This is a genomic window from Adlercreutzia muris, from assembly GCF_041223505.1.
In the GTDB taxonomy this organism is placed as follows: Bacteria; Actinomycetota; Coriobacteriia; order Coriobacteriales; family Eggerthellaceae; genus Adlercreutzia; species Adlercreutzia muris.
In genome coordinates this window covers 49,109-66,123 of record NZ_JBCLQK010000006.1, presented here as the reverse complement: position 1 = coordinate 66,123, position 17,015 = coordinate 49,109, and the positions used below count along the sequence as shown (strand labels likewise).

Sequence of the window (17,015 nt, the reverse complement as noted above, 5' to 3'; positions counted from 1 at the left end):
TATCCACGCATCAAACTTGTATCTCAATATTCCAGCATCACGCGTTCTCCCGGGTTCGCCCCAGGAAGTCAACGGAGCTTGTTACTCCTCAAGAGCCATGATCTTTTCCACCCGCCCCGCATGGCGACCCTCGCCGAAGGGGGTGGCGAAGAACGCGTCCAGAATGCGCTCGTTCTCCTCCAGCGGCACGAAGCGGCCGGAAAGCGTGATGACGTTCGCGTCGTTGTGCTCGCGGCACAGGGCGGCGAACTCGGGGTTGATGATGTTGGCGGCGCGCACACCGGGCACCTTGTCGGCGGCCATGGCCATGCCGATGCCGGTGCCGCACACGAGCACGCCGAAGTCGGCGGCGCCGGCGGCCACGTCACGGGCCACGGGCGCGGCGTAGTCGGGGTAATCCACCCGATCGTCGTTGGCAGGACCGCGGTCGACGACCTCGACGCCCTTCCCCTTCAGGTAATCCACGAGGGCCTGTTTCTGCTCGAAGCCGGCGTGGTCGCTTCCGATGCTCACGCGCATGGGCGTCCGTCCTTTCCAACGCTGGGGCACAACGCTCCTATTGTATGCGCTTGGGCCCCGCGGCGACGGGCGGAATTCCCCAACCGAGAAAAGAATCGGAAATCGGACACGCAACGCCCTATCCCTCCTCCCCCAATTCCGCCGGATCGAAGGAGCCGACGAGATCCAGGAGCTCCTGCTTCTTGTGGATGCCGAGCTTGGCGTAGAGCCGCCGGCAGTGGGTACGGATGGTGTTCTCGGACACCACGAGATCCTCGGCGATGCGGGCGACGGTGTTGCCCCGGGCGATCAGCTCCATGACCTCGGTCTCCCGGGCGCTCAGGCGGTAGTGGCGCTGCACGAGGGCCGCCTGCTTCGACATGCGGTCCTGGTAGACCGGGGGCGCCTGGCCCGGTCGGGCCTTCGGGGCCCGGGGCTGGAGGGCCACCAGCTCGATGTCCGTGGATCGGGCGCTGCAGCCGGCCGGCTCCTCGACGGCGCGGCGCGAGAACAGGCGCCGGAAGCCGCCCTGGCCCACAAAGTACATGAGCCCGAGCAGGTACACCGCCGCCAAAGCGATGCCCGCCAAGGGGGCGATGCCGGCATAGCGGATGCCCTCGGCGAAGGTGCCTCCGAGGAAACCCACGTCATGGAGCATGTAGACGATGCAGCCGAAGAAGCCGTAGATGAAGACGGGGTTGATGCCGCGGTTGCGCGAGGCCTGGGCGCACTGGATCATCATGAGCACGGTAAACACGCTGTACACCGCGTAGAGCACCGCCGCGAGCCACCGCTCGTACTCGGGCGCGAGAAAGGGCAACAGCAGAAACGACGTGATGACGAAGGGGAAGAACGCCTGGTAGGCCCCGACCACATCCATGTGGAGGTCCTGGTGGCGCCAGGCGATGAGCAGGGCGAGGGCCGCCACGAGGGTCGCGGCCATGGACAGCACGTTGACGAGCGAGCCCACGGAGGGGTTGCCCACGGCCAGGGAGCGCATGATGCCCGTGCAGAACCCGAGCGCCCCCACGCACAGGGCGCTGCGCCAGTAGTCGCCGATGACGCGGCGGTACACCTGGGGATGCTCCCGGGGCACATCCTCGAACATCGGCTAGTCCCGGTTGATGTCGCGGCTCTCAAGAACGATGGCCAGGGCGAACAGGGGCAAGAACACGAGCGGGATGAGGAAGGCGGTCACTGCCACGGGAATGAGATAGAGGGCGAAGTAGAACACCGTGCCCCACACCGTGCCGCCGATGAGGTTGCGATCCCCTTCCTCCGAGGCCATGGAGGCGAAGAGCCGCTGCCAGAGCATGTAGAACCCCGCCGACCCGAGGCCCAGAAGGGCGCCGCCCGCGGCCACGAGCCGAAGGGCCCAGCCGTCGAAGTAGATGGCCCCGATGAGGCAGCACCATCCGAGGAAGTAGGGGGCGATGGTGAACTGCACGAGGAAGCTCCGCGTGGCCCGGGGCAGGAAGTAGGATCCCAGCAGACTGGCGAGGTAGCTCAGGGAGAACACGAGGGACTGGCACAGGAAGAACCAGAAGATGATGCCGCGGGTCTGAAACTCCAGGGGCAGGAAGGGAAACACGCCGCCCCAGACGCTGGCCGCGTTGATGGCGAGGAAGAGCCCGTAGCCCAGGGAGGCCGCATTGGGCTTGAGCAATCGATAGAGCAGGCTGCCGGTGATCGGCCCTCCCGCGCTGCCGTTCCCGCGTTCCATGACTTCCTCCCCACCCCGGTGCCGACTTGCTCATTGTAAGGCATGTGCCCGAGGAAATGGGACCGACCAACCCCTTTCTGACCAGGTTTTTTCTGGAATTCACATACATTATGCGACAAGCGGGAAGCCTTTGTGGACTAGGATTTCGCCATTCCCGGCACCGCGCGGTCGCCCCGAGCGGGCGTGCGGGCGGGAAGGTTCTCACGGCCGCGGGAGAGCGCGGCCGCCGTACCCACGAGGAAGAGAAAGAGGAGGGACGCAATGTCTAAGGAACTGAGTCGCCGCACCTTCGTCCAGGGTTCCGCCCTGGCCGGCCTCGGTGCCGCCGCCCTTGGCGGCAGCGCTCTGTTCGGCTGCTCGTCCGAGCTCGCCGAGACGGGAGCCGATGGGAAGGCCGAGCCGGCGCCGGTAGAGGAGAAGATCGTCTGGAACCACTGCGCCATCAACTGCCCGGGCCGCTGCGCGCTCAAGCTCCACGTCGTCGACGACGAGATCGTGCGCGTGGAGACCTATGCCGCCGACAGCGACGACATGGACGACATCCAGCCCCGTGCCTGCCTGCGCGGCCGGGCCTATCGCGCCTGGGTGAACCACCCCGACCGCATCAACTACCCCATGAAGCGGGCCGAGGGCTCTAAGCGCGGCGAGGGAAAGTACGAGCAGATCACCTGGGACGAGGCCATCGAGATCATCGCCCGCAACTACCAGGAGGTCATCGACAACTACGGGCCCGAGGCCGTGTACATGAACTACTGCACCGGCAACTACGGCGTGACCGCCCGCCCGTGGTTCCGCCTGCTGAACTCCCTCGGCAACGGCTATCTGGCCTTCTACGGCAACTACTCCTTAGCCCAGCTCATGTGGATCACCCCCTACATCTTCGGCGCCAGCGTGGGCGCGGGCTCGTCCCTGTCGGCCGCCCGCGATTCCGACCTGGTGCTCATGTTCGGCACGAGTCCCGTGGAGACGCGCCAGGGCGGCGCGGTGTCCCACCACGACTACGTGGCCATGCGCGAGATGACCAAGGGAAAGATCTACGTGATCGACCCCCGCTTCAACGACTCTCTGGCCGGCCGCTCCGACGAGTGGCTGCCCATCAACCCCGGCACCGACGCGGCGCTCGTGGCGGCCATCGCCCATGAGCTCATTGCGAACAACCAGGTGGACAAGGAGTTCCTGGACACCTACTGCGTCGGCTTCGACGAGGCCACCCTGCCCGCCTCGGCCCAGGGCCAGAACAAGTCCTACCAGGACTACATCATGGGCACCGGCTACGACAAAGTGGAGAAGACGCCGGAATGGGCCGCCCCCATCACCGGTATCGCCGCCGACAAGATCCGCGCCCTGGCCGGCGAGATCGCCGCGGCCAAGGCCCTGTTCGTCGACCAGGGCTGGGGTCCGCAGCGCCGCAGCAACGGCGAGATGACCGGTTGGTCCATCTGCATGCTGCCCATCCTCACGGGCAACATCGGCCTGCCGGGCACGAGCAACGGCCTGCGCGAGGGCTCCTACAGCGTCAACCTCACCAGCATGCCCGACGGCGAGAACCCCGTGAAGGCGAAGATCTCGGTGTTCTCCATGGTGGACGCCATCGACCGCGGCCACGAGATGACCGAGAAGGCCGACGGCGTAACCGGCGTGGAGCAGCTGCCCTGCGACATCAAGTTCGTCATCAACTACGCCGGCAACTGCATCACGAACCAGAACTCCGACATCAACTGGGTCCACGACGTGATGTCCGATGAGAGCAAGTGCCAGTTCGTGCTCGGCTCCGACATCCTCATGACCGACTCGCTCAAGTACTCCGACGTCATCCTCCCCGACCTGTTCCGCTTGGAGCAGCCCTCCATGATCGGCACCGGCGGCGACGGCGGCTACATGCTCGCCGGCTCCGAGCCCTACGCGCCGAAGTTCGAGCGCAAGAGCGCCTATGACGCCGCAGCCCTCATCGCTGCGGCGCTCGGAAAGGAGGAGGCCTTCACCGAGGGCAAGACCCAGGAGGACTGGCTCCGCGAATGCTACGAGACCTCCCGCGAGAAGGATCCCGAGCTGCCCACCTATGAAGAGGCCATGGAAATGGGCGTATACACCCGCAAGAACCCGGCCGGCGCCGTCATCGCCATGGCCGAGTTCCGCGCCGATCCCGTGGCCAACCCGCTTGACACCCCCTCGGGCAAGATCGAGATCTACTCCGAGGCCCTGGCCGACTACATCGCGGCCCACGAGTTCGCCGACGACGACTTCGTGGCCCCCATCCCGGTCTACGCCCCCGAGTGGTACGGCGCCGAGACCGTCACCGACGAGTTCCCCCTCCAGCTGTCCGGCTTCCACTACCGGGGCCGTCTGCACTCGTCCTGGGGCGGCGTGGAGATCCTGAAGGAGCTGAACCCCCAGGAGGCCTGGATCAACCCGTCCGACGCCGCCGAGCGCGGCATCGAGCAGGGCGACACCGTCCGCGTGGAGAACCAGTTCGGCACCATGGAGCTGCTGGCCAAGGTGACGCCGCGCGTCATCCCCGGCACCGTGGCCTGCGCCCAGGGCGCCTGGCACGACGCCGACATGAACGGCGACCGCGTGGACAAGGGCGGCTGCATCAACACCCTGACCACCCATCGTCCCTCGCCCTTCGCCAAGGGCAACCCCCAGCACACCAATATCTGCCAGGTCACCAAGGCCTAGGGCCGCGCGCACGGAAAGGATGAGACATCATGGCACAACTTGCTTTCTACTTCGACGGCACGCGCTGCACCGGCTGCAAGACCTGCGTGTTCGCCTGCAAGGATAAGAACAACCTGGATGTTGGCATGGCCTACCGCCGCGTCTGGGAGTACACCGGCGGCACCACCGAGAAGGGCGCCGACGGCACCTGCACCACCTCCTGCTTCAGCTATTACACCTCGGTCAGCTGCAACCACTGCGACAAGCCCATCTGCATGGCCAACTGTCCCCAGGGCGCCATCAGCAAGGACGACGAGACCGGGCTCATGGCCGTGGACGCCGATTCCTGCATCGGCTGCGGCACCTGCGCGAACGCGTGCCCCTACGCCGCCCCGAAGGTGGATCCCGAGACGGTGAAGGCCGTGCGCTGCGACGGCTGCGCCGACCTGGTGGCCGCCGGAGAGCTGCCCGCATGCGTCATGGCCTGCCCGGCCCGGGCCCTGAAGTTCGGCGACGCCGGGGCCATGGCGGCCCTCGGCGAGCGCGGAGCCACGGCCCCGCTGCCCGATCCGGCCGAGACCGAGCCGAATTACTTCATGACCCCGACGGCCGATGCCCGCGCGGCGGGCTCCAGCGAGGGCTTCATCGGCAATCCCCTCGAAGTGGCCTAAGGGCTCGCGGCGCCCGGCCGAGGGAAACGAACGGCCGGGCGCCGCAGCGGCGTCCTTTGGGCGCTTTTCGGGCGGGGGTGCGCTACCATGGGCGCCCCTGCCCTGTTTTTTCGCCGCGCGACACCAAGGCGCGCGGCTTCGCGAGAGGAGGTGCGCGCCATGGCCCAACTCGGGTTCTTCTTCGACGGCTCCCGCTGCACTGGCTGCAAGACCTGCGTCGTCGCCTGCAAGGACGGCTTCGATCTGGGAGTCGGCGTGGCATTTCGCCGCGTCTACGAGTGCGTGGAGGGCTGCACCGAGAAGGACGGCGCGGGCATCTGCTCCACCACCTGCCGCGTTTTCTACCTCTCCCTCGGCTGCAACCACTGCTCCCGGCCCGTCTGCATCGAGGTGTGCCCCACCCAGGCCATGGCCAAGAACGAGGCCACGGGACTCGTGGCCGTGAACACCAGGAAGTGCATCGGCTGCGGCTACTGCCACCTCGCCTGCCCTTACAACGCCCCTCAGGTAGATAAGAGCCGGGGCCACTCGGTGAAGTGCGAGGGCTGCCCCGACCGCCTCGCCGCCGGCGAGGCGCCCCTCTGTGTGCTGGCCTGTCCCGCCCGGGCCCTCGGCTTCGGCACCGCCGAGGCCATGGCCGCTCGGGGCGAGCGGGCCAGCGCCCCTCCCCTGCCCCCGGCCGAGGAGACCTGCCCGAACCTCTATATCAAGCCCAGCCGCGACAGCCGGGCAGCCGGCGGCGGCGTGGCCATCGGCAACGTTGCCGAAACCCGTTAGGACGCCCCGTGATCGGACTCGACACCGCCCTCGGCGAGATAACCCTCGTCCTGTTCACCACCCTCGCGCCAGCCGGGGCCATGGCCCTGCTGCTCATGGGGCTGCCCATTCTGAGCGGCCGGGCTTCCTGGGCCGAGGTGCGGCGCATCAGCACCTACCTGTGCCTGCCGCTCATCGTGGCCATGGTGGGGCTCGTGGCCTCGGCCACCCATCTGGGCAGCCCCGCCAACGCCCTCTACGTCTTCGCGGCCGTGGGCTCCTCCCCGCTGTCCAACGAGGTGCTCTGCGCCGTCGTCTTTCTCATGCTCGGCGGCCTCTACTGGCTCTACTCGTTTCGCCGCGCCCCCAGCCCGCGCTTGCTGCGCCTGTGGATCGGCGCCATCGACCTGGCGGCCCTGGCGTTCATCGCCTCCGTGGGATTGGCCTACTCCGCCCGCACCATCATCTCCTGGAACCTGTGGGAAGTGCCTGCGGCCATTGCGGCCAATGCCCTGATGGGCGGCCCGCTGGTGGCCCTTGCCGGCTACGCCGCGGGCCGCTGCGCCTCCCTCACGAACCGCCGGGCGCGGCACCTCATCGCGCTCGCAGCCATAGCCCTGACCGCGAACGTCGCGGTCTACGGGCTCCAGGGGGTCGATCTTGGGAACATGGGCAACGCCGTGGCCTCCGCGACCGACCTCGTGCCCGCCTACGGGGCAGCCGTCGCGGCCTTCGCCCTACTGGGCGCCGCCGGCATCGTCGTTGCCTGGCGGACGACGCGGAACCTTCCGACCGACGGCACCCCGCCCGCGGACGCGGGCCGCTTCCGCCTCGTGGGGCGCCTCTGCGCGGCGGCGGCTCTCAGCCTGGCGGCCATCTTCGTCATGCGGTTCTGCTTCTACTTGGCCCACCTGACCGTGGGCCTGGGGGTGTAGGGCACGGCTGCGCACATCAACGCCCGCCGCCCTCGCTGCGCACCCGCCCTAGCTGCGCACCCGGGCCACGGCATCGCGCCAGCGGGCAAGGCGGCTGGCGCGGGCAGCCTCGTCGAAGGTGGGCAGGAAGCGCTCCTCCCCTTCCCGCAAAGCTGCGAGCGCCGCCGTGTCGGGCCAGAAACCCGTGGCCAGGCCGGCCAAAAACGCCGCTCCCAGGGCCGTGGTCTCGGCGTTGGCCGGGCGGCGCAGGGACACCCCCAGCATGTCGGCCTGGAACTGCATGAGGAAATCGTTGGCCGCCGCGCCCCCGTCAACGTTCAGCACCGACAGCGGCACGCCAGCGTCCTCGGTCATGGCCTGCGCCAGGTCGCACACCTGGTAGGCGAGGGCCTCCAAGGCTGCCCGCACAATGTGGGCGCGACCGGCCCCGCGGGTGAGCCCCAGGATGGCACCGCGGGCATCGGCGTCCCACCAGGGCGCCCCCAGGCCCGTGAAGGCCGGCACCACGACCACGCCCTCGGTGCTCGGCACGCTGCGGGCAATGGCATCGGCGTCGGCCACGCTGTCGATGATGCCGAGCTCATCGCGCAGCCACTGGATGAGGGCCCCGGCCATGAACACGCTGCCCTCTAAGGCGTACTCGGTGCCCTTCGTGCCCGGGGCCGAGGCTGCCACGGTGGTGAGGAGGCCACTTCGGCTCGCGCAGGCCTCATGACCCGTGTGCATGAGCAGAAAGCAGCCGGTGCCGTAGGTGTTCTTCGCCTGACCGGCGGAAAAGCAGCACTGGCCGAACAGGGCCGCCTGCTGGTCGCCGGCCACGCCGCAGATGGGAATACCCTGCACAAGCCCCGGGTTCGCCGTCACGCCGAAGTCGCCGGCCGAGGGACGCACCTCGGGCATGAGGGAGGCGGGGATGCCGAAGAGCTCCAGCAGGTAGGGATCCCAGCACCCCTCGTGGATGTTGTAGAGCATGGTGCGACTCGCGTTGGTCACGTCGGTGGCGTGCACGGCCCCGTAGGTGAGCTTCCAGATGAGCCAGCTGTCGACGGTGCCGAAGGCGAGCCCGCCGGCCTCGGCGCGGGCCCGGGCACCGGGCACCTCCCCCAAAATCCAGGCGATCTTGCTCGCCGAGAAGTAGGCGTCGGGAACCAGGCCCGTGCGGGCCGTGATCTCGGCCGCTACCGCCGGGTCGCCCGTCAGGGCCTCCACCATGGGAGCCGTGCGGCGGCACTGCCACACGATGGCGTTCGCGATGGGCTCGCCGGTAGCGCGGTCCCACACCACGGTGGTCTCGCGCTGGTTGGTAATGCCGATCGAATCGATCTCGGCCGGGCTCACGCTGTAGGTGAGCAAGAGCTCGGTCAAGGCGCCCAGCTGGGACGACAGGATGTCGTGGGGATCGTGCTCCACCCAACCCGGCTGAGGGTACAGCTGCGGAAAGGGCCGCTGCACGCTGCCCACAGCCCGGCCGCCGCGATCGATGAGCATGGCCCGAGACGACGTAGTGCCCTGATCGAGCGCGATGACGTACTTCTTCATGAGCGTTCCTCGATCCACTCCAAGACAAAGTCGTACACTTCCTCCTTGCCGATCTCATTCAAGATCTCATGGCGCATGGCGGGGAAGAGCTTCAGCGTCACGTCCTCGGCGCCGGCGGCTTCCATGGCCCCGGCGGCCCGGGCCACGCCGCAGCCGCAGTTCCCTACCGGGTCGGCATCGCCGGCCACGAAGAGCAGGGGCACCTCGTGAGGCGTGGCCCGGTAGGCCGCGGGGCTGTTGGCGCGAGCGGCCAGCTCGGTCAAGGTGGCGTAGGCGCCGGCCGAGAACATGAAGCCCGCGCGCTCGTCGGCGATGAAGGCGTCCACGACCGCCGGGTCACGGGAGAGCCAGTCGAAGGGCGTGCGCGCGTCCTTCACCTGATGGCTGTAGGCGCCGTCGGCCAGGCTGTGCAGAAGCTTGCTTTTGTAGTCGGCCCCGCGCACCTTGACGATGGCGCGGGCAAGCACGTTGCCCGCCGCGGCCACGACCTCGGGCTGGTTGGCCGTGCCGCAGAGGACGGCACCGGCAAGCCCCTTCCCGAAGCGCGGCAGGTAGTTGCGCAACACGAGGGAGCCCATGGAGTGGCCGAACATGAAATAGGGCACCTCGGCCGCCACCTGCTGGCTCACGAGCAGGCGCAGCGACTGCACATCGGCCACGAGCGCGTCACCGCCGTGCACCGGGTGCATGCGGCCACGATGGGCCGCAGTGGGAGCCGTGTCGCCATGGCCCACGTGGTCGTGACCGCACACCAGGTAGCCGGCGCGGGCGAGGCAGCGGGCGAAGTCGTCGTAGCGGCCGATATGCTCGGCCATGCCGTGGATGAGCTGCACTACGCCCCGGGGACGGAAGGTGCCGAGGCTCTTCCCCGCTCCCTGGGCGCGATCCTCCCGCAAGGAGGCGGGCAGCCACAGCACAGCGTGCACCGCGCTCTCCCCATCGGCGGAGTCGAACGTGAAGTCGATGGGGTCGAGAGAGGTCGCGGCGCTATCAGCCGGAGCACCGGCCGCAACGACAGCGGGCCCGGTTACGGCAGCTGCCGGCTCGCCGGCCTCGCTGATCGGTGAGAGGTCGGTTAGGGAATCAGTCATGGGAGCACTCCTCTATATCGCGGGAACTGACGGGGCCGCATCGCAGCACGCTCGGCTTGACGGCCGTGCAATCGATCACCGTCGAGGCCAATCCGCCGCCACTGGCGCCGCACGGGCCCTCGAGGACGCCGGCTGTGCGGGAAACCAGATCGCCGTCGAGCAGCTCAGGCACGGCGGCCGCGGGAGCACCCGACAGGTTCGCCGAGGTGACGGCCAAAGGGCAGCCCACGGCGCGGATGAGGGCGAGCACCTCGGGAGAGGCCGGCATGCGCAGGCCGATGGTGCCTTCCGGCGAGCGAAACGCAGGAGGCACCGCCTCGGAGGCCCGCACCACCAGGGTGAGGCCGCCGGGCCAGAAGCGCCGGGCCAACCGATGCACCCAGGGGTGGACTTCGGCACCGTAGCGGTCGAGGGCCGCCGGGCCTTCCACGAGCCACGCCACGGCCTTGCCGGCAGGGCGCCCCTTCAGTCGAAAGAGCACGCCGGGGTCGTCCACGGCATCCACGGCCACCCCCACCCCGTACACGGTGTCGGTGGGCATGACCACCGCCTCGCCGGCGGCAAGGGCGTCCGCAGCCTCATCCACGGTCAGGAACTTCACGATGGGATCACCTCGCATTCTGAGACGATGGCCTCGGCCACGCGCAGGCCGTCCACAGCGGCGCTCATGATGCCGCCGGCATAGCCGGCCCCCTCCCCGCAGGGATAGAGCCCGGCGATGTTCGATTGGAAGCCCCCGTCGCGCTCGACGCGCACCGGGCTCGAGCTGCGGGCCTCCACGGCGGTCATGACCGCCTCGGGACTTGCGAAGCCATGGAGCTTGCGATCGAGGGCCGGCAGGGCCTCGACCAGGGCGTCGGCCACAAAGGACGGAAGGCAGTCGCGCAGGTCGCGCCAGGCCGCGCCCCGCGGGTAGGTGGGGCGCACCGCGGCAGACGGCGCTGTCGGGGCCGTGCTGCCCAGAAAGCCGCCGACAGTCTGGGCCGGCGCGGTGTAGGGCGCGTTGCCGCCCGCGCACCCCAGATCATAGGCGGCCCGCTCCAACGCGCGCTGGAAGGCGACGCCCGCCAGGGGGTCGTCGCCGGGCAGGTCGTCGGGGCGCACCTCCACGAGCAGGGCGGCATTGGCGTTGGCGCCAGCGCGGGCATGGCGGCTCATGCCGTTCACGCACAGGCCGCCCTCCTCGCTGGCGGCGGCCACCACCTCCCCGCCCGGGCACATGCAGAAGCTGTACACGCCGCGCCCGTCGCCGGTCTTCACGGCCAGCTTGTAGTCGGCCGCCCCGAGGGCCGGATGAGATGTGGCCGTGCCGTACTGAGCCTCGTTCACGAGGGCCTGGGGGTGCTCGATGCGCACGCCCACGGCGAAGGGCTTGCGGGCGAGGCTCGCGCCGAGGCGGCCGAGCAGATCGAAGGTATCCCGGGCCGAATGGCCGCAAGCCACCACGATGCGGTCGGCTGGAACCGCCTCGACAGATCCCGTGCGCTCGTCGACGAGGACGGCGCCGGTCACACGGCCGTCTTCCACTGCCACGTCGGCCAGGCGCGTGAGGAAGCGCACCTCGCCGCCCGCCTCTTCGATGGCGCGGCGCAGATTGCGCACCACGTCCACCAGAAGATCGGTGCCGATATGGGGCTTCGCGTCCACGAGGATGTCCCCAGGCGCCCCGGCCTGAACGAAGGCCTCCAGCACATGGCGGATGTGCGGGCTCTTGATGCCCGTGTTCAGCTTGCCGTCGGAAAACGTGCCGGCGCCCCCTTCGCCGAACTGGATGTTCGTGCGCTTGTCGAGGGGCGCGCCGGCGTTGAAGGCTTCCACGATGGCCACGCGCCCGTCCACATCGGCCCCGCGCTCCACTACCAGCGGCGCCAGGCCGGCCCGGGCCAGGTACAGAGCGCAGAACAGCCCCGCCGGCCCCGTGCCCACGACGATGGGGCGCATCTCGCCGCCGACAACGGCGGGCACCGTCAAGGGCGGCGTCGGCTCGAAGGGGCGCACGGTCACGCCCTTCGCCGGCGAGGGCACTGCCCCGTCGGCCAGGGCCGTGGCCACGGTCACCACCCCGTGCACGTTCGCCTTCTTGCGGGCGTCGATGGAGCGCTTCAGCAGCCGCACCTCGCCGAGGGCCGTCGCCTTCATCCCGAGGGCCCGGGCCACCTCCTTGCGGAAGAGCCCCTTATTTCCAGGGAGCAGCGCGTCAAGGGAGACGGGAATGTTCGATGCCTGGATCATCGCCGCCCCCGCTTCCTCGAACCAACAGGCTCCGAGCGGGACGAGGGGGTCTGCGCGCAGTTCCGCAGCGACTGCGACAGTCCTGCGGACTGTCGCACCAAGCGAGGACTGTCTGAGCACGGCGCTCCCTCGCCCCGCTCGGAGCCGGAGGAGGGTGCCAGCCCCTCCACCGCACTCTTCCCCGCGAGCAGCCCCGAGGCCCAGGCCCAGTGCAGGTTGTAGCCGCCGCAGGGGGCGTCCACGTCCAAGGCCTCACCGACCACGTAGAGGCCTGGCACGCCGCGCACCTCGCAGGTACGCGCGTCAACGGCAGTTACCTTAACGCCCCCACGATGAACCTGGCACTGGCGCACATCGCCTGTCCCCGTTACCGGCAGGCGCAGCCCCTTGAGCACCGGGGACAGGCGCGCAAGCCCAGTCTCGTCCACCGCAGCATCTCCCCTCAGTCCGCACGCCTTCAGCAGCACATCGGCCACCGGCGCAAGCACCATGCCACGCATCAGATCTTCCCAGGTAATCGACCGCCTGAGAGCGCCTTGCAGCCGCGTCTGCCGGGCGCGCAAGAACGCTTCCGCGTCCTCCCCGGGCACGGCAGCCACGAAATCGACAGCCAGCTGGTCGCCCGGCTCCATGAGCCGGCTGAGATTGAACGCGGCGATGCCCGACACGCCGTACTTTCTAAACATCACCTCGCCCACCTCGCGAGCGACCAGACGCCCCCCGCGCCAGAGCTCCAGCGCCCCGCGCACGCGAATGTTGTCCAGCTGGCGCGGCCAGCGCGGGTCGGTGGCGATGGGGCCGAGCGTCGGCGCAGTCGCGCAGAAGGGCACGCCCACAGGCAGCAAGCGTTCCCCCACCGCGCCTCCGACGGCCACGATCACTGCATCGGCCCGCTCCAGCCGGCGGTCGACCAGGCGCAGCGTGAAGCGGTCGCCCTCGCCGCGCGGCGCCTCCACGGCAGCCACTTCGCTTTCCACGAGCTCCCGTACCCCAGCCGCCGTGCACGCTGCGCGCAGGCAGTCGAGCACGCTCGTGGCCTTGTTGGCCAAAGGATACAGCCGCCCCTCCCCCTCTTCGCGCCATACGAGCCCGCGCTCAGCGAAGAAGCGCAGCACCGCATTGGCCCGCACGTCCACTGGAGGCGGCGAGTCGTCGCCAGACGACGCACCGCCTTCGAACGTCGCCTCGCAGGCGCCCAGCGCCTCTTCCACAAACGAGGCGTTGCGGTACCGCCCCGCGTCGATCACTGCGTTGGAAAAGTTGCAGCGGCCGTTGCCCGTGGCCAAAATCGAGCGCCCCACGCGATCGGACGCCTCGTACACGGTCACGCGCACCTCGGCGAGCGCACCAGCGCCGCGAGCCGCCTCGGCCGCGGCCACCGCCGCCGCAAGCCCCGCCGCCCCGGCGCCTATGATTGCAATCGTCTTCATGGGCCCAGTATAAAAGAAAGGCGACCCTCCGCAGAGGATCGCCTTCGTTCTGAATCAAACCCACAGCTTCGCGCTAGGCAGCGAGGCGTCCGCGGATCGGGGAAACCGCCCCCGACAACCTTATTTGCTGTCCAGCTGCGGGATGGGGGCCTCGTCGCGCTCCTCGAGGTTGCCCTCGTACACGTAGTGGCGCGTCTCGCGGGCGATGAGGCCCGAGAGCAGCAGTACCATGATGATGTTGGGGATGGCCATGAGCGCATTGGTGATATCGGAGACCGTCCAGACCACATCGCCCACGCCGATGGCGCCGAGGAAGGCCACCAGCACGTAGAGCATCTGGTAGGGGCGGATGGCGCGCTTGCCGAACAGGTAGGTGACGCAGCGGTTGCCGTAGTAGGACCAGCCGAGAATGGTGGAGTAGGCGAACAGGATCATGCCGAAGATGAGGATGGGCGTGCCGATGTAGGGGATCTCGGCGAAGGCCGCCGAGGACAGGGCCGCACCGGCGGTAATGTTGCCGGCCATGATCTCAGCCTGCAGGTCGGCGTTGCCGAGCATAGTGGACACGAGCACGAGGCCGGTGAGCAGGCAGATGACCACGGTGTCCCAGAAGGTGCCGGTCATGGAGACGAGCGCCTGGCGCGCCGGGTTGCGCGTAGCGGCCGCCGAGGCCACGATGGGCGCCGAGCCGAGGCCCGACTCATTGGAGAACAGGCCGCGGGCGCAGCCGAACTGCAGCGCCAGCATAAGGCCGGAACCGAGCGCGCCGCCGAAGGCCGCCTTGGCCGTGAAGGCGCTCTCCACGATGAGACAGAGCGCCGGCCAGACAAGCTCCCAGTTCATACCGAGGATGACCACACAACCCCAGATGTAGGCGAGCGCCATGAAGGGCACGAGCTTCTCGCAGACGTTGGAGATGACCTTCACGCCGCCGAAGATGACCACGGACACCATGATGACGATGGCCAGGCCGATACCCCAAGCCGGCACGCCGGGCAGGTTCGTGGAGATAACCTCGGTCATGGCCGAGGACTGCACGGCCGAGCCAATGCCGAACGACGCGATGGCCGCGAACAGGGCGAAGGCGCCGGCGCCGAGCATGGCCCACCAGGGAGTGTTGCCAGCCTTGTCGACAAAGCCGCGCTTCCAGGCGTACATGGCGCCGCCGAGCATGTTGCCGTTGTGGTCCTTCACGCGGTACTTCACCGCGGCGAAGGTCTCGGAGTACTTGGTGGCGATACCGAAGACGCCGGTAATCCACATCCAGAACACCGCGCCCGGGCCGCCGGCGATGATGGCCGTGCCCACGCCGACGATGTTGCCGGTGCCGATGGTGGCCGACAGGGCCGTGCACAAGGCGCCGAACTGGCTGATGTCTCCGGGGGCGTCGGGGTCCTTGGTTACCGATAGCTTGATGGCCGTCGGCAGCTTCCGCTGGATGAACCCGGTGCGGAAGGTCAAAAAGATGTGGCTGCCCAGCAGCAGCACGAGCATCGGCGGTCCCCATACGAAGCCGTCGATGGCGTTGATGGCGTTCACGATCATATCCATGAATCGCACTCCTCTCCTACGGGCGCGTCGGCACAGGGCCCGCGAGCGTAAGGCCCCCAAACCCCATCGCGGTCCGAGCCGCCGCCAGAGCGACCCGGGCACTTTAACGCGCTAAAGTACCCGCATTATAGGCAGAGAAGCTGAGCGGCAATGTTAACAATGAGAGAATTACCAGCGAACGGCAGCCGCACGCCCCGCGCGCCGTGGGGCATGCGCGGGCGCGGGGCGCGGTTTCGCCCGTCGGCGGCCCCGGTGCTACAGCTGGGCCTTGTCCACCACGGGCACGGGCTCGGCGTACTCCTCGTCCAGATGCCCCTCGTAGACGAAATGCCGGGTCTCCCGCGCGATCATGCCCGACAGCAACAGCACCACGATGATGTTGGGGATGGCCATGAGCGCGTTGCCGATATCCGAGATGGTCCACACCACGTCCCCCACCCCGATGGCCCCGAAGAAGGCCACGGCCACGTACACGATCTGATAGGGCTTGATGCCCTTGGGCCCGAACAGGTAGGCCACGCAGCGGTTGCCGTAGTAGCTCCAGCCCAAAATGGTGGAGTAGGCGAACGAGCACATACCGAGCACCAGGATGGGCGTGCCGAACACGGGAATCTCGGCGAAGGCGGCGCTGGCCAGCGCCGCACCGGTGGCGATGGAGGGATCGGCGAGGATCTCCTGGCCGATCTCGGGATGGGCGATCATCGTGGACACGAGCACGAGACCGGTGAGCAGACAGATGACGCCGGTGGACCAGAAGGCGCCGGTCATGGAGATGAGCGCCTGGTCGGCCGGGTTGCGGGTCTTGGCAGCGGCCGCCACGATGGGGGCGGTGCCCAGACCGCTCTCGTTGGAGAACAGCCCGCGGGCGCAGCCGAATTGCAGGGCCATGATCATGCCGGAGCCCACGGCCCCGCCGAAGGCGGCCTTCGCCGTGAAAGCGCATTCCAGGATGAGCCCCACGGCCTGGCCCAGCACCGGGGCGTTCATGGCCATGATGACGAGGCAGCCGAGGGCGTAGGCGCCGGCCATGACGGGCACGAGCCATTCGCACACCCGGGCGATGGAGTTCACGCCGCCGAAGATGACCGCCGCCACGGCCACCACGACGACCAGACCCACGGCCACGGCCGGAATGGCGGGAATGGACGAGGTGACGATACCCGAGATGGCCGCCGCCTGCACCGCCGAGCCGGTGCCGATGGTGGCGATGATAGCGAAGGCGGCGAAGGCCACGGCCCCTAGCGTCGCCCACCAGGGCACCGTGCCATCGGGCCGGGCGAAGGCCCGCTTCCACACGAACATGGCGCCGCCCATCATCTGGCCGCGCCGGTCACGCACGCGGTACTTCACCGCCGCATAGGTCTCCACGTATTTAGTGGCAATGCCGAACAGGCCGGCGATCCACATCCAGAAGATGGCACCCGGGCCTCCTGCCAGAAGCGCCGTGGCCACGCCCACGATGGAGCCGGTGCCGATGGTGGCCGCCAACGCCGTGGCCAGGGCCCCGAAGCTGGAGATATCGCCTTTGCCGTCGGGGTCGCGGCGCACCGACCTGCGGATGGCCGCCGGCAGCTTGCGCTGGATGAAGCCGGTGCGGAAGGTGAGGTAGACGTGGGTGCCCAGAAGGAGCGCGATCATCGCGGGGCCCCACACGATGGAGTCGATAGTGGTGAGGATGTCAGTCATAGGTGAGAGAGGCCTCCCGTAGTTCGTCCGCCGACGAGGGGCGGGAGGACCCCGTGCTCAAACAAGTCCTCGCTTTCGGAAATAATGGTGTATGAATTTTACACCATTATTTCCGAGACTGCGGAATCTGCGCGCGGGCCCCTCCCGCCCCTCGTCGACTTCCCCGCTCCCCTTGTGCCGACCTCTCTCACGCCCCCAATCCTCACCTCGGAAAAGAGCAGTGCGGCCGCAGATGGGCCGCACAG

Annotated in this window: 14 protein-coding genes; 4 read left to right on the top strand and 10 right to left on the bottom strand. The window is 68.6% G+C overall.

Annotated features, from left to right (window positions below; translation table 11 throughout):
* Positions 1-81: 81 nt before the first annotated feature.
* From rpiB to AAK988_RS06845, 3 genes are all read right to left on the bottom strand, one after another.
* Positions 82-519: a ribose 5-phosphate isomerase B gene (gene rpiB, locus AAK988_RS06855; RefSeq protein WP_135971567.1), complete on the bottom strand. Its 438-nt coding sequence runs from the start codon at positions 517-519 to the stop codon at positions 82-84.
* A 118-nt stretch (positions 520-637) separates the two neighbouring features.
* On the bottom strand, positions 638-1,606 hold the full coding sequence (locus tag AAK988_RS06850) for a helix-turn-helix transcriptional regulator (RefSeq protein ID WP_369872569.1): 969 nt from the start codon (positions 1,604-1,606) through the stop codon (positions 638-640).
* A gap of 3 nt (positions 1,607-1,609) precedes the next feature.
* Positions 1,610-2,221 (bottom strand): hypothetical protein, encoded by a 612-nt coding sequence (locus AAK988_RS06845; protein WP_369872570.1) that lies wholly within the window; start codon positions 2,219-2,221, stop codon positions 1,610-1,612.
* 261 nt (positions 2,222-2,482) lie between these two features.
* Between AAK988_RS06845 and AAK988_RS06840 the strand changes: the two genes are divergently transcribed.
* From AAK988_RS06840 to AAK988_RS06825, 4 genes are all read left to right on the top strand, one after another.
* Positions 2,483-4,900, top strand: a complete 2,418-nt coding sequence (locus tag AAK988_RS06840; protein ID WP_369872571.1) for a DMSO/selenate family reductase complex A subunit — start codon at positions 2,483-2,485, stop codon at positions 4,898-4,900.
* 29 nt (positions 4,901-4,929) lie between these two features.
* Entirely contained in the window at positions 4,930-5,550 is a 621-nt protein-coding gene (locus AAK988_RS06835) for a 4Fe-4S dicluster domain-containing protein (protein ID WP_369872572.1), read from the top strand.
* 159 nt (positions 5,551-5,709) lie between these two features.
* A complete protein-coding gene (locus AAK988_RS06830; protein WP_369872573.1) occupies positions 5,710-6,327 on the top strand; it encodes a 4Fe-4S dicluster domain-containing protein in 618 nt (205 codons plus the stop codon).
* 8 nt (positions 6,328-6,335) lie between these two features.
* Entirely contained in the window at positions 6,336-7,241 is a 906-nt protein-coding gene (locus AAK988_RS06825) for a dimethyl sulfoxide reductase anchor subunit family protein (protein ID WP_369872574.1), read from the top strand.
* Between the two features lie 48 nt (positions 7,242-7,289).
* Here the strand turns inward: AAK988_RS06825 and glpK are convergent, their stop codons facing one another.
* From glpK to AAK988_RS06790, 7 genes are all read right to left on the bottom strand, one after another.
* On the bottom strand, positions 7,290-8,780 hold the full coding sequence (glpK, locus tag AAK988_RS06820; RefSeq protein ID WP_369872575.1) for a glycerol kinase GlpK: 1,491 nt from the start codon (positions 8,778-8,780) through the stop codon (positions 7,290-7,292).
* Positions 8,777-9,871: an alpha/beta fold hydrolase gene (locus AAK988_RS06815; protein WP_369872576.1), complete on the bottom strand. Its 1,095-nt coding sequence runs from the start codon at positions 9,869-9,871 to the stop codon at positions 8,777-8,779. Before AAK988_RS06815 ends, glpK begins: the two co-directional genes overlap by 4 nt.
* A complete protein-coding gene (locus AAK988_RS06810) occupies positions 9,864-10,472 on the bottom strand; it encodes an L-threonylcarbamoyladenylate synthase (RefSeq protein WP_369880537.1) in 609 nt (202 codons plus the stop codon). The genes AAK988_RS06815 and AAK988_RS06810 overlap by 8 nt, the downstream gene beginning before the upstream one ends.
* Positions 10,469-12,103 carry an NAD(P)/FAD-dependent oxidoreductase gene (locus tag AAK988_RS06805; RefSeq protein WP_369880536.1) on the bottom strand — a complete coding sequence of 545 codons (1,635 nt, stop codon included), beginning with the start codon at positions 12,101-12,103 and terminating at the stop codon, positions 10,469-10,471. Before AAK988_RS06805 ends, AAK988_RS06810 begins: the two co-directional genes overlap by 4 nt.
* Positions 12,100-13,533, bottom strand: coding sequence for an NAD(P)/FAD-dependent oxidoreductase (locus AAK988_RS06800; RefSeq protein ID WP_369880535.1), 1,434 nt, complete (start codon positions 13,531-13,533; stop codon positions 12,100-12,102). The genes AAK988_RS06805 and AAK988_RS06800 overlap by 4 nt, the downstream gene beginning before the upstream one ends.
* A 120-nt stretch (positions 13,534-13,653) precedes the next feature.
* On the bottom strand, positions 13,654-15,084 hold the full coding sequence (locus AAK988_RS06795) for an alanine/glycine:cation symporter family protein (RefSeq protein ID WP_242369387.1): 1,431 nt from the start codon (positions 15,082-15,084) through the stop codon (positions 13,654-13,656).
* Positions 15,085-15,339: 255 nt separating this feature from the next.
* Entirely contained in the window at positions 15,340-16,770 is a 1,431-nt protein-coding gene (locus AAK988_RS06790) for an alanine/glycine:cation symporter family protein (protein WP_161471545.1), read from the bottom strand.
* Positions 16,771-17,015: the final 245 nt, after the last annotated feature.